Genomic DNA, 12,924 nt, shown 5'->3' on the forward strand with positions numbered 1-12,924 from the left:
TGCGGCATCTGGTCGCTGCACCCTTTCTTCCCCTGCGAGGAAACACCCATGAATCAGCCCTGCCCCGGCCGCGTGAGCCGTGCGCGTCACGGCCACGTGCATTTGATCGGTCTGGACCGCGTCGCCAAGCGCAATGCCTTCGACCTCGCCCTGCTCAACGACCTGGCCCTGGCCTACGGCGAATTCGAGGCCGACAGCGACGCACGGGTGGCGGTGGTGTTCGGGCATGGCGAGCATTTCACCGCCGGGCTCGATCTGGTGAATGCCAGTTCCGCTCTCGCTCAAGGCTGGCAAGTGCCGCCCGGCGGCTGCGATCCATGGGGCGTGTTCGTCGGGCCACGGGGCAGCAAACCGGTGATTGTTGCCGCGCAGGGTTATTGCCTGACCATCGGCATCGAGCTGATGCTCGCCGCCGACATCAACCTGTGCGCGAGCAACACCCGCTTCGCGCAGATGGAAGTGCAGCGCGGGATCTTTCCATTCGGCGGCGCGACGTTACGCTTTCATCAGATCGCCGGTTGGGGCAACGCGATGCGCTGGCTGCTGACCGGCGACGAATTCGATGCCCACGATGCGTTGCGCCTGGGTCTGGTGCAAGAGGTCATGGCCAGCGAGGATCTGCTGCCGCGCGCCATCGAACTGGCCGAACGGATTGCCCGGCAGGCGCCGCTGGGCGTGCAGGCGACGCTGATGTCGGCGCGTCAGGCACGCTATGAAGGCGAAACTGCGGCGGCTAAGAGCTTGCCGCCGCTGGTAAAGAAGTTGCTGGCCACCGAAGATGCCAAGGAAGGTGTGCGCTCGCTGGTGGAGCGCAGACCGGGGATTTTCAAAGGCCTTTGAAGATCAGGTTGCCGGACGGATGCAGTTGATCAACGACTGCAACGAGTAGCCCAGCTTCGGCGCCAGCGCTTCAGCTCGTGCCGTCAGCGCCTGCATGTCCAGCGCCTGATCGAGATCTGCCGGCACGATCAGAATCACATTGCCCTCCTTCACCGGCAGCTCCCAGTAATGCCGGTGATAGAGCCCGCGCAACAGCGCCGCGCCCAACGGTTTGCCGTCGTCGGTGGCCCATTGGTTGATCACCAGCCAGCCACCGGGATTCAGACGTTTCTGACAGTCCCCGAGGAAATTCCACGCAAGGTGCCCGGCGCCGGGGCCGACATCGGTGTACAGGTCGACGAAGATCAGATCCGCCGGTTCAGCGGTCGGCAGCAGTTCGAGGGCATCGCCGACGCGGATGTACAGCCGTGGATCGTCATCCAGCCCGAGGTATTCGATGGCCAGACGCGGCACGTCCGGGCGCAGCTCGATGGCTTCGACGTCTTCCAGCGGCAGGAACTTGAGGCAGGCCTGGGTCAGCGTGCCCGCGCCCAGGCCGAGGAACAGCGCGCTCTCCGGCTGCTCATGGCACAACGCGCCGATCAGCATCGCCCGGGTGTAGTCGTACTCCAGCCAGCTCGGGTCGGCGGTAAACACACAGCTTTGCTCGATCGCATCGCCGAACTCCAGAAAGCGGTAGTCGGCCACTTCCAGCACGCGAATCACGCCGAACTCATCCTGTACCTCGGCGAGCAACAGCTCGACGCGCTCCTCAGTCATTTCGTCTCCTGGTGGTCACCGGGCGCGGTGACGCGATGGCACCGCTGCGGTGCCGTGGCAAAGCGGCGATTGTCGGCGAAGCGGCGGGAGCAGGTCACGCACTAATTGCTGCTAACATGGCCGTCCGTGCGTAGAACCTTAGAGACCGTGATGAGCCAACCCTGGAGCCCTGACAGCTGGCGCGCCCTGCCGATCCAGCAACAACCCCAATACCCCGACGCCGCGCATCTGCGCCAGGTCGAGCAGACGCTGGCCAGCTATCCGCCGCTGGTGTTTGCCGGCGAAGCGCGCGAGCTGCGCCGTCAGTTTGCCGAAGTCACCCAGGGCCGGGCGTTCCTGCTGCAGGGCGGCGACTGCGCCGAAAGCTTCGCCGAGTTCTCCGCCGCGAAGATTCGCGACACCTTCAAAGTGCTGCTGCAAATGGCAATCGTCATGACCTTCGCCGCCGGTTGCCCGGTGGTCAAGGTCGGGCGCATGGCCGGCCAGTTCGCCAAGCCGCGCTCGGCCAACGACGAGACCATCGACGGCGTGACCCTGCCGGCCTACCGGGGCGACATCGTCAACGGCATCGGTTTCGACGCCGCCAGCCGCGTACCGGACCCGGAGCGTCTGCTGCAGTCCTATCACCAGTCCACCGCCACCCTCAACCTGCTGCGCGCCTTCGCCCAAGGCGGTTTTGCCGACCTGCATCAGGTGCACAAGTGGAACCTGGACTTCATCGCCAACTCGGCGCTGGCCGAGAAGTACAGCCACCTCGCCGACCGCATCGATGAAACCTTGGCCTTCATGCGCGCCTGCGGCATGGACAGCTCGCCGCAACTGCGCGAGACCAGTTTCTTCACCGCCCACGAAGCGCTGCTGCTGAACTACGAAGAAGCCTTCGTACGCCGCGACAGCCTGACCAACGATTACTACGATTGCTCGGCGCACATGCTGTGGATCGGCGACCGCACCCGTCAGCTCGACGGCGCCCACGTCGAATTCCTGCGCGGGGTGAACAACCCGATCGGGGTGAAAGTCGGCCCGAGCATGAACCCCGACGACCTGATCCGTCTGATCGACGTGCTCAATCCGGACAACGATCCGGGCCGTCTGAACCTGATCGCGCGGATGGGCGCGAACAAGGTCGGCGATCACCTGCCGGCGCTGATCCGTGCGGTGCAACGTGAAGGCAAGCAGGTGCTGTGGAGTTCCGACCCGATGCACGGCAACACCATCAAGGCCAGCAGCGGTTACAAGACTCGCGACTTCGCGCAGATTCTTGGTGAGGTGAAGCAATTCTTCCAGGTTCATGAAGCGGAAGGCAGCTACGCCGGCGGCATCCACATCGAGATGACCGGGCAGAACGTCACCGAGTGCATCGGTGGCGCGCGGCCGATCACTGAAGATGGTTTGTCGGATCGCTATCACACCCACTGCGATCCGCGGATGAATGCCGATCAGTCGCTGGAACTGGCGTTTCTGATCGCCGAAACCCTGAAGCAGGTTCGTCGCTAAGGTTCGATATCTTTAGCGTCTGAGTTGGCCTCATCGCGGGCAAGCCCGCTCCCACAGGATCGACGTCGTACATTTGGTTTGTGAACGACTCGGTCACTGTGGGAGCTGGCTTGCCAGCGATGAGGCCGGTTCAGTCGCAGCCGATCTGAACCATAGCCATCCGGAGCCGACCGGCACTTTCCCGCTGACAATTGAGCTGCACCCGCGCGAGCCCCAACCAGTCCGCCATGCGCCGCAGGTTCAGCGCCAGCGCCAGCATCCCCGCCTCGTCCAGCCCCGTTTCTTCCTCGTGCACCGCATGCACAGCCAACCGCCCCGCCGCCCGTTCGGCGCGCAGGTCAACTCGCGCAGCGATCCGTTCGTTGTGCAGGAACGGCAGCACGTAATAGCCGTAGACACGTTTGTCCTGCGGCGTGTAGATCTCCAGCCGATAGCGAAAATCGAACAGCCGCTCGGTCCGGCTGCGCTCCCAGATCAGTGAATCGAAAGGTGACAGCAGCGCGCTGGCTTCGACTTTTCGAGGGATTTTCGGCTCGGGCAGGCAATAAGCGATCTGCCGCCATCCGGCGACTTCGCAAGTCAGCAGCTGCCCGTCCTCGACCAGTTCAGCCAGACGCGGGCGGGCATCGGAAGGATTCAGTCGGAAGTAATCACGCAGGTCTTTTTCCGTGCCGACACCGAGCGCCTGCGCTGCATGCAGCAGCAAACCGCGCTGCGACTCAGCCTCATCGGGCAATGGCTGTTGCAGCACGGAAGCCGGAATCACCCGTTCCGGCAAGTCATACAATCGCTCGAAACCACGGCGTCCGGCGACGGTGACTTCGCCAGCGGCAAACAGCCATTCCAGTGCGTGCTTTTCCGCGCTCCAGTCCCACCACGGCCCGGCCTTTTCCTCGCGGGTCGACAGACTGCCGGCGCCCAGTGCACCCTGCTCCTCGACCGACGCCAGTACCCGGCGAATGGTGTCCTGCTGCTCGCGGCCGAACCGCGCCAGTTGTTGATAGATGTCTTCACCGCGCCTGGCCCGCTGCATGCGCCAGCCCATCAGCGGGTACATCGACAGCGGCAGCAACGACGCCTCATGGCCCCAATATTCGAACAGCGAACGACGTCGCCCCGAACTCCAGGCAGCCTGGTCGAGCAAGTCAGCAGAGTAGGAACCAAGACGGGAAAACAGCGGCAGGTAGTGCGAGCGCACCACGGCGTTGACGGAGTCGATCTGCAACAGACCGAGGCGTTCGATCAGCCGGTTGAGGTGCATGGCCTTGACAGCCGGCGGCTGGCGCCCGTGAAACCCTTGGGCAGCCAGTGCCAGACGTCGAGCCTGTTTAAGGGAAAAGGACAATGTCGCGGGCATGTGTACCTCCATGTCTGCTCGCAACCTACCTCACCTGAAAGTGGTTTGTGTAGCAATGGCCTCATCATTTATGCATCGGATCGTCCCAGAACGGCCGCACCGACTCATGTTCGACATCGGCACGGCTGACCCCGATGTCCTTGAGCGCTTCGTCGCTCAGGCTGGCGAGCAGCTCGCGCTCACGGTGCAATTCGTACCACCGGCTAAACTTGTGCAACAGATCGGAAACGATATGGCCGGAAAATTTTTCTTCGCCTGCGTACTCTCTTTGACCTTTCATCGTGTTGCCTCCTTTTTGGGATGGCTCAAGTCTCCCGCCACAGCTACGATCAATCCAACGAATGTTTCTGATGGCATGCATCACGGAGATTCATCAATTGTCGGCATATCCCAGTATCGATACCGATGTCCTGCGCACCTTTGTCGCAATTGCCGATCAGGGCGGTTTTACCCGCGCCGGCGAAATGGTCAACCGCACCCAATCGGCCGTGAGCATGCAGATGAAGCGTCTGGAAGAGGACGTATTGCAGCGGCAGTTGTTCGAGCGCGACGGGCGTCAGGTGCGCCTGACCGCTGAAGGCCAGGTGTTGCTTGGCTATGCGCGGCGCATCCTGAAACTGCACAGCGAAGTGTTCAACACCCTGCGCGAGCCACACATGGTCGGCACAGTGCGGATCGGCACGCCGGACGATTACGTGATGCGCTTTCTGCCGGGGATTCTGTCGCGTTTTGCGCAGTTCTATCCGCTGATCCAGATCGAAGTGCATTGCGAGTCGACCAAACAATTGCTGCAGCGCACCGACTTGGATCTGTCGATCGTCACCCGCGAGCCGGGCAACGAGATCGGCCAGTTGCTGCGCAAGGAGCGCTTCGTGTGGGCCGAGGCGCAGAATTTCAGCGCCCACGAGCAGACGCCGTTGCCGCTGGCGATGTTCAACAGTGATTGCTTCTGCCGCCTGTGGGCGTGCAATGCACTGGATGCGATGGGCCGCGAATACCGGATTGCTTACAACAGCACCAGCCTGTCGGCATTGATGGCGGTGGTGAGCGCAGGTCTGGCGATCACCGCGCAACTGGAAAGCCTGATTACCCCCGACATGCGGATTCTTGGAGATGCCGAAAATCTGCCGCTGCTGCCCGAGGCCAGCATCATGCTGATCCGCAACCTCAACAACCCCTCGCCGATCACCGAATGCCTGGCCGAGCACATCGTTGAAGGCTTCAAACTTTAAAGGCGAGCATCACCGCACACAGCACCAGAAACCCGCAAAACAGCCCGCGCAGGAGTTTTTCCGGCATCGCGTGGGCCACTTTCACGCCCCAGCTGATGCTGGCCAGACCGCCGATGGCCAGCGGCAGGCCGATCATCCAGTCCACTTCGTGGTGCACCGCGTACGTCACCAGCGTGACGCCGGTGCTCGGCAGTGCCAGCGCCAGCGAAAGCCCCTGAGCGACCACTTGAGTAGTGCCGAACAGACTGGTCAGCACCGGCGTCGCCACCACCGCCCCGCCGACACCAAACAAACCACCCATGGCGCCTGACGCCGCGCCGAGCACGCCCAGCCACGGCCATGAATAACGCATCTCGGAGGTGGCCGCCGGACGCGCACCAAACATGCGCACCAGGTTGTAAGCCGACAGCACCACAAGGAACGCGACAAACCCGATGCGCATGGTCTGCGCGTCGATGCCCACGGCCCAGATCGAACCGATCCACGCGAAGCAGAATCCCATCACCGCCAACGGCAACGCATGGCGGAGTTCGATGCGGTTGCGCTGGTGATAACGCCACAGCGCCAACATTACGTTCGGCACCACCATCACCAGCGCCGTGCCTTGGGCGATCTGCTGATCGAGCCCAAACCACACGCCCAGCAGCGGAATGGCGATCAAGCCGCCGCCGATGCCGAAAATCCCACCCAGAGTGCCAAGGGCGGCGCCAAACAACAGGTACAGCAAAAACTCGATCACAGCAGAATTCCTCATACGTCAAGCGACTCATCCTACGCAGTCGGCGCTGGCACGGAAACGCACAGCAACGCACAATGGCTGTGCTAAATCCGCATAGGCACTGAGCTGATTCATGAATCCCAATCAATTGACCGAACAACTGGGGCTGTTTCTCGATGTACTCGAGAGCGGCAGCTTTTCTGCGGCTTCGCGCCGGCATCCGCTGACGCCCTCCGCCGTTGCCCGGCGTATCGACAGTCTGGAAAGCGCGGTCGGCAGCCAGTTGTTCATCCGCAGCACTCACGCGGTGCGCGCCACGCCGGCAGGTCTGGCGTTTGCCGAACGGGCGCGGCGGATTGTGGCGGAGTTGCAACTTGCCCGGGCTGAAGCGGTGTCCCTGAGCAGCGCGCCGGAGGGACTGATTCGGGTGGATGCGCCAGCAGCGTTCGGGCGTCGGCATCTGGCGCCGGTGATTGCCGATTTTCTGGTGCTGTACCCGGGGCTGGATGTGCAACTGCATCTGATCGACAGCTTCGTCGACATGGACGGTTCAAACCTGGGCAAGGTCGATCTGGTGTTGCGCGCCGGGCAAATGGCTGACACCCGGTTGGTGGCCACACCGTTGGCGAGCATGGTCCGCATCGCCTGCGCGAGCCCCGACTATCTCAAGCGCCGCGGTGTGCCGAGCGAACCCGCGCAATTGAGCGAGCATGACGGCCTCGATTGGGACGGCCTCGCCCCGCCCTTCGCCTGGCGCTTCGAACAGAACGGGCAGATGCAACTGCACCGCCCGGCGCGGGTGCGCATGAGCGCCAACAACGCCGAGGCGCTGGTGTGCGGCGCGCTGGCGGGACTCGGGATCGCGCATCTACCGACCTGGCTGGCCAGCGAATACCTGTTGCGCGGCGAGTTGCTGCCGCTGTTCTGTGAAAACGGCCTGCCAAAACCGGAGAGCACCGGCATCTATGCGCTGCGACTGGAGCAACAGGCCAGCTCCCGCAGCCGCCTGCTGCTGGAATACCTCAAAACCCGGTTCAGCCCCGTGCCGCTGTGGGATCTGGCCCTGCAACGAGAACTGGGCCGGCATTGATCGGTTCGCCACCGGGCACAATTGTCTGGCGCATTAAAGATTCGAGCGCTAGATTCATCTGCATCACCGTTCAAGGCACTGACATGACCACCGACCGCAACACCTCCGATCACTGCGAAGACCTGCTGCTCGACAATCAGGCCTGCTTCGCCCTGCATTCCACTTCGCTGATGATGACCAAGGTCTACAAGCCGCTGTTGCAAGCGCTTGGCCTGACGTATCCGCAATACCTGGCGATGATGGTGCTGTGGGAGAAGGATGGTTTGACCGTCGGAGAAATCAGCACGCGCCTGCTGACCGATCCGGGTTCACTAACCCCGTTGCTCAAGCGGCTGGAAGGTGAAGGTTTGCTCAGCCGTACGCGGAGCCGTGAGGATGAGCGTGTGGTGATCGTTGAACTGACTGCACAGGGACGCGCCTTGAAGGACAAGGCCCGAACCGTCCCGCAATGCATCCTCGGGGCCAGTGGTTTCACACTGGAGCGCCTGCAAAATCTGCAAGCCGAGTTGCAGGCCTTGCGTGGTCATTTGCAGGACAGCCTCGCTTAAGACTCTCCTTCCCTGTGGGCGCAGCCTTGCGCCTGCAGGCGTATCGCCCCTTCCCCGCTTATCACCGAAAAATTTTTCATCTCGTTTTACATTCAAAAAATCCTTCAATATCAAAAGCTTGAGATCACGCCACATCCCAATTCAAGCGCTAATTCCCGCTTTCTTCAAAAATTTATCTTGCGCGCTAAATATTAGCGAAGTACATTTACTTCGCACCTAGTTAGCGCGCAAACAATTAGCGCAACAAACCACACTTACTGAGGCTCACACCATGCAAACTCTCTACACCGCAATCGCAACCTCCACTGGCGGCCGTGACGGTCGTGCGATTTCCAGCGACAACATCCTCGACGTCAAACTCGCCACTCCGAAAGAACTCGGCGGTGCTGGCGGCGCAGCCACCAACCCTGAGCAACTGTTCGCCGCCGGCTACTCGGCCTGCTTTATCGGCGCCCTGAAATTCGTCGCCAGTCAGACCAAACGCAAAATCCCGGACGACGCCTCGATCACCGCTCACGTCGGCATCGGCCAGATCCCTGGCGGTTTCGGTCTGGACATCGACCTGCACATCAGTCTGCCGGGCCTGGAACAGGCTGACGCACAAAGCCTGGTCGACGCGGCTCACCAGGTCTGCCCGTACTCCAACGCCACTCGCGGCAACGTCGATGTGCGTCTGCACGTCACCGTGTAATCACTGACACTCAGGCCCGTACAGGAAATGAACATGAACACTTTCAGCAAAGTCTTGACCGGTACTCTTCTCGCCCTGTCCATCCACAGCGCATTCGCCGGGGAGGTTGAACACAACACCCAGGCGTTCCTTGATGTGCTGAATGCCGGCACCGGCAAACCGATGGAACAGATGACGCCCAAGGATGCCCGCGCCGTGCTGACGGGCGCGCAGTCCGGGGTCAAACTGACGCTACCCAAAGCGGACGTCAGCGAGAAAACCATCCAGGTCGATGGCCAACCGTTGAGCCTGACCATCGTCCGGCCGGCCGGAGTCAAGGGAGAGCTGCCGGTGTTCATGTTCTTCCACGGCGGCGGCTGGGTGCTGGGAGATTTCCCGACCCACGAACGTCTGGTGCGGGATCTGGTGGTCGGCTCGGGGGCGGCGGCGGTGTTCGTCAACTACACCCCTTCGCCGGAAGCGCATTACCCGGTGGCGATCAACCAGGCTTATGCCGCTACCAAATGGGTGGCCGAACACGGCAAAGAAATCAACGTCGACGGCAAGCGTCTGGCGGTGGCGGGCAACAGCGTCGGCGGCAACATGGCGGCAGTCGTCGCCCTGATGGCCAAAGACAAAGGCACGCCAGCGATCAAATTCCAGGTGCTGCTGTGGCCGGTGACCGATGCCAATTTCGATACCGGTTCGTATAACCAGTACGCCGAGGGGCACTTCCTCACTCGCAACATGATGAAGTGGTTCTGGGACAACTACACTACCGACGCCAAACAGCGGAACGAGATCTACGCCTCACCGTTGCGGGCAACCACTGCGCAGTTGAAAGGTCTGCCGCCTGCGCTGGTCCAGACTGCGGGGGCCGACGTGCTGCGTGACGAAGGTGAAGCCTATGCCCGCAAACTCGACGAAGCCGGCGTACCGGTGACCTCGGTGCGCTACAACGGCATGATCCACGACTACGGTTTGCTCAACGTGGTCAGCCAGGTGCCGGCGGTGCGCTCGGCGATGCTGCAGGCCTCGGAAGAACTGAAGCAGCACCTGAAGAAGTAATTTTCATCATGTCTAGTCCTGAAATAGGTTTACACCTGTTTCACCCTAACGCCCGATGCACTGCATCGGGCGTTTTGTATTTTAAGGACAGGTGCGGGCGCTCCCGGTTGTAGATCAAGATCGCCTCCCGCACCATTTGCTCCGCTTGCGCCAAGTCTGTCGGCCGGTGGAGCAAGAGCTCTGTCTTCAAGATGCCGTTGACCCGCTCTGCCAGGGCGTTTTGGTAGCAGTCGTAGCCATCAGTCATTGAGCACGTGATGCCATGCTTGGCATGGAGCTTTTGATAAAGCGCCGAGCAGTACTGCACACCTCGATCCGAGTGATGAACCAGTTTCTGGCATGTTCGACGCGTCTTCAAAGCCATGCGCAAGGCTTGAGCCACCGAGTCGGCATGTAAGCTGCCATGCACGTGATAGCCGACTATTTTTCTCGAGAAGGCATCCGTCACCAGACTCAAATAAACCGGATCGTCACGCTTGGTGGACAGATAAGTGATATCGGCCACCCAGACCTGTTCCGGACCGGTAGCGACAACTTGCGACGGGCCTGGTTTGAGCAGATTGGGATGGCAGCGGAAGTGATGATGACTGTCGGTCGTTTTGTGATAAGCCCGCTTCCTGCGGACCAGTTGGCGGTAATCACGCAAGACCGCCAATAACCGATCGCGGCCGACATGCAGCTCCTGTTTCTCACGCTCCGCGTGCATCAACGAGTGCAATTTGCGGGCGCCAATGCAGGGTTGGCGTACTCGGATTGTCTGCACAAACTGGATGAGTTTCTGATCTTGCTCGATGCGAGCCCGATAGACGCGATTACGTTTGTAAAAGGCTTGGCGACTGATCCCCATAAACTGGCAAGCCCTGCTGACACTCAGGGTTTGGGTCTGCGCAACGACTTGCCGGGCCGCTTTTTTACGACAGAGACGCCGTAGTCGTTCTTCAGTACATCCACCACGTCTTCAAAAAACTTGGCTTTCTGATTCGCCAGCGCCAACTGCTCCTCAAGCTCTTTGATTCTCTGCTCGGGAGTTAAGGGCAAAGTGGGCTCGTCCATCGGTCGGTTCCTTTGGGAACGAATGGAGGCGCCTTGGCTCCAGTCTTGCCGACCATGCTTGCGTAACCAAACCAACACCGTCGACCGACCCTGAATTCCGTAGCGCCGTTGAGCCTCTTTATAACTCAACTCGCCTTTTTCGACTTGGTCGACAACCGACAATTTAAAAGTCAGCGTGTAATCGCGCTGACTGCGTTTTGCGCCCGAATCCATTGCACCCTCCTGATAAGAAGCCAGAAGGTGTAAACCTTATTCAGGACGAGACATCAGGCATAAAAAAGCCCGACTCAATGGTCGGGCTTTTTCTTTCCGCAAAAAGCAGTGCTTATTTGGCACGGCCTTTGTAGGAACCGCCTTCGCGGGTATCGATCTCGATCATGTCGCCGATCTCGATGAAGTCAGCAACCGACAGCTCGGTACCGTTCTTCAGTTTGGCAGGCTTCATCACCTTGCCGGAAGTGTCGCCGCGAGCGGAACCTTCGGTGTAGTCAACCTGACGCACGATGGTGGTCGGCAGCTCTACGGAAACCAGACGGCCTTCGAAGAATACGGCTTCGCAAACGTCGGTCATGCCTTCTTCCACGAATGGCAGAACGCTTTCGATGTCTTCGGCGTTCAGCTCGTACATGGTGTAGTCGGTGGTGTCCATGAACGTGTAGGAGTCACCGCTGATGAAGGACAGGGTCGCTTCTTTGCGGTCCAGGATCACGTCGTCCAGCTTGTCGTCCGCACCGTAAACGGTTTCGGTCTTGTAACCGGTCAGCAGGTTCTTCAGCTTGGTCTTCATGATCGCGCTGTTACGGCCCGACTTGGTGAATTCAGCTTTCTGAACCAGCCAAGGATCGTTGTCGATACGGATCACGGTACCGGGTTTGAGTTCTTTACCAGTTTTCATTGCGAATATCCGAATTTGGATGGGATTTACAAAAATCTAGGCCGCGTATCATATCCAATTTCGGTAAAACTGTACCAGCGCCGTCGCAAGATCGGCCTGCAAGGCTTGTTCCAGACACCACGCGCGGGCATTTTCCTGCAGTTCGGGCCAGTGTTTACGGGCCTCAAGCCAGTGGTCGCCGATAGGCTGGCCGGCACTCCAAGCGCGCCAGAGACCGTTCATCGCCTCGGCGGCAGCGGGCGAAAGGCGTTTTGTGTAAAGCGTAAGGAAGGCATCGAGCTTGTCGAGGTGGATGTCTTCGTCCTGCTGATAGATGTGCCACAGCATCGGCCGCCCCGCCCACTGCGCCCGAACGAACGAGTCCTCGCCGCGCACCGCATTGAAATCGCAGCACCAGAGCAATTGATCGTATTGATCCTGACGGACGAACGGCAGCACCTGCAAGGTCAGCGACTGACGAACGTGCATTGCCCCGACCGGCAGCGACTCGACTCCGAGCCAACGGGCGACATCGCCGAGAATCCGTCCTTCCGGCACCAGCAGATGGATAGGCGTAGCGTCCGCCGCGAGCACATCCAGCCAACTGGCGAGTCCGGCATTCTCGTAGGCAAACAGCGAAATCAGCTGCGCACCGGGCGCAGGAGCTATTCCCAGAGCGTGCAGGAATTGTCGCTGCGCCTCGGGATTCTGTTGAAACTGCTGACGCCGCTCCAGTAAACCGCTCTCACGCAGCAAGCCGCCGGTCCCCGGCTGAAATCCCGGAAAGAAAAAGTACTTCTGCACCGACTTGTACTTCACCGACGGCAGACCGTGGCAGCCAACCACCCAGTCTTCAGCGCTGAGATAGTCGAGGTTCATCCACAACGGCGACTGTTCCCGTGCGGCCATGGCGTCCATGTAAATGCTCGGCAACTGGCAGGCAAAAGCCGCGATCACCACGTCGGCCGCTGCTGATTCCTGCCACTCAGCCGGCCAGTGCCGGACTTCGACGCCCTGCTGCCATTGCTGATCGAGGCCGATGTCGATTTCCGGGCAAATGCGTTCGAAAGCGCGCAGGTCATCGACCCACAATCGCACCGTCATTGCCTGCTCGCTGACCAGTTGCCGGGCCAGACGCCAGGTCACGCCGATGTCGCCGTAGTTATCGACGACCGTACAAAAAATGTCCCAGCGGGTGTTCAGTGGCGGCATTCAAGG

14 protein-coding genes are annotated in these 12,924 nt (G+C 60.6%); 7 read left to right on the top strand and 7 right to left on the bottom strand.

Annotation, left to right across the window (positions count from 1 at the left end):
* Positions 1–48: 48 nt before the first annotated feature.
* The gene (locus ACEN93_RS08065; protein WP_495611288.1) at positions 49–840 is read left to right on the top strand and encodes a crotonase/enoyl-CoA hydratase family protein; all 792 of its coding nucleotides are present in this window, start codon (positions 49–51) and stop codon (positions 838–840) included.
* Positions 841–843: 3 nt separating this feature from the next.
* Here ACEN93_RS08065 and ACEN93_RS08070 read toward each other — a convergent pair whose 3' ends face one another.
* Complete coding sequence (locus ACEN93_RS08070) at positions 844–1,599, bottom strand: spermidine synthase (RefSeq protein WP_039770449.1); 756 nt, start codon at positions 1,597–1,599, stop codon at positions 844–846.
* 150 nt (positions 1,600–1,749) lie between these two features.
* Here ACEN93_RS08070 and ACEN93_RS08075 point away from each other — a divergent pair, with 150 nt between their 5' ends.
* Entirely contained in the window at positions 1,750–3,096 is a 1,347-nt protein-coding gene (locus tag ACEN93_RS08075; protein WP_039770450.1) for a class II 3-deoxy-7-phosphoheptulonate synthase, read from the top strand.
* A 130-nt stretch (positions 3,097–3,226) separates the two neighbouring features.
* Here the strand turns inward: ACEN93_RS08075 and ACEN93_RS08080 are convergent, their stop codons facing one another.
* Positions 3,227–4,453, bottom strand: a complete 1,227-nt coding sequence (locus ACEN93_RS08080) for a winged helix-turn-helix domain-containing protein (protein WP_039770452.1) — start codon at positions 4,451–4,453, stop codon at positions 3,227–3,229.
* A 64-nt stretch (positions 4,454–4,517) separates the two neighbouring features.
* Complete coding sequence (locus tag ACEN93_RS08085) at positions 4,518–4,733, bottom strand: DUF1127 domain-containing protein (protein WP_039770454.1); 216 nt, start codon at positions 4,731–4,733, stop codon at positions 4,518–4,520.
* A 97-nt stretch (positions 4,734–4,830) separates the two neighbouring features.
* Between ACEN93_RS08085 and ACEN93_RS08090 the strand changes: the two genes are divergently transcribed.
* On the top strand, positions 4,831–5,685 hold the full coding sequence (locus tag ACEN93_RS08090) for a LysR substrate-binding domain-containing protein (RefSeq protein ID WP_170844876.1): 855 nt from the start codon (positions 4,831–4,833) through the stop codon (positions 5,683–5,685).
* Here the strand turns inward: ACEN93_RS08090 and ACEN93_RS08095 are convergent.
* Positions 5,675–6,424 (bottom strand): sulfite exporter TauE/SafE family protein, encoded by a 750-nt coding sequence (locus tag ACEN93_RS08095; RefSeq protein ID WP_103386349.1) that lies wholly within the window; start codon positions 6,422–6,424, stop codon positions 5,675–5,677. The genes ACEN93_RS08090 and ACEN93_RS08095 overlap by 11 nt on opposite strands.
* 112 nt (positions 6,425–6,536) lie before the next feature.
* On the opposite strand from ACEN93_RS08095, the gene ACEN93_RS08100 reads away from it, so the two are divergent.
* The 4 genes from ACEN93_RS08100 to ACEN93_RS08115 all read left to right on the top strand — a co-directional run bounded on the left by ACEN93_RS08100 (position 6,537) and on the right by ACEN93_RS08115 (position 9,779).
* Positions 6,537–7,493, top strand: coding sequence for a LysR family transcriptional regulator (locus ACEN93_RS08100; RefSeq protein WP_074687984.1), 957 nt, complete (start codon positions 6,537–6,539; stop codon positions 7,491–7,493).
* Positions 7,494–7,576: 83 nt separating this feature from the next.
* A complete protein-coding gene (locus ACEN93_RS08105; protein WP_085668139.1) occupies positions 7,577–8,041 on the top strand; it encodes a MarR family winged helix-turn-helix transcriptional regulator in 465 nt (154 codons plus the stop codon).
* 271 nt (positions 8,042–8,312) lie between these two features.
* Positions 8,313–8,732 carry an organic hydroperoxide resistance protein gene (locus tag ACEN93_RS08110; RefSeq protein WP_034155242.1) on the top strand — a complete coding sequence of 140 codons (420 nt, stop codon included), beginning with the start codon at positions 8,313–8,315 and terminating at the stop codon, positions 8,730–8,732.
* Between the two features lie 33 nt (positions 8,733–8,765).
* Positions 8,766–9,779 carry an alpha/beta hydrolase gene (locus ACEN93_RS08115; protein ID WP_163976060.1) on the top strand — a complete coding sequence of 338 codons (1,014 nt, stop codon included), beginning with the start codon at positions 8,766–8,768 and terminating at the stop codon, positions 9,777–9,779.
* Positions 9,780–9,819: 40 nt separating this feature from the next.
* Here ACEN93_RS08115 and ACEN93_RS08120 read toward each other — a convergent pair.
* The 3 genes from ACEN93_RS08120 to earP form a co-directional block, all read right to left on the bottom strand.
* Positions 9,820–11,045 (bottom strand): IS3 family transposase gene (locus ACEN93_RS08120; protein ID WP_495611289.1). Its coding sequence is split into 2 segments (ribosomal slippage): positions 9,820–10,694 and positions 10,694–11,045, totalling 1,227 coding nucleotides; the frame shifts between segments, so codons are not numbered across the junction.
* 112 nt (positions 11,046–11,157) lie between these two features.
* A complete protein-coding gene (locus ACEN93_RS08125) occupies positions 11,158–11,727 on the bottom strand; it encodes an elongation factor P (RefSeq protein WP_007955690.1) in 570 nt (189 codons plus the stop codon).
* 48 nt (positions 11,728–11,775) lie between these two features.
* Entirely contained in the window at positions 11,776–12,918 is a 1,143-nt protein-coding gene (gene earP / locus ACEN93_RS08130; RefSeq protein WP_039770466.1) for an elongation factor P maturation arginine rhamnosyltransferase EarP, read from the bottom strand.
* Positions 12,919–12,924: the final 6 nt, after the last annotated feature.

The sequence above is a fragment of the Pseudomonas sp. Pseusp21 genome (assembly GCF_059492145.1).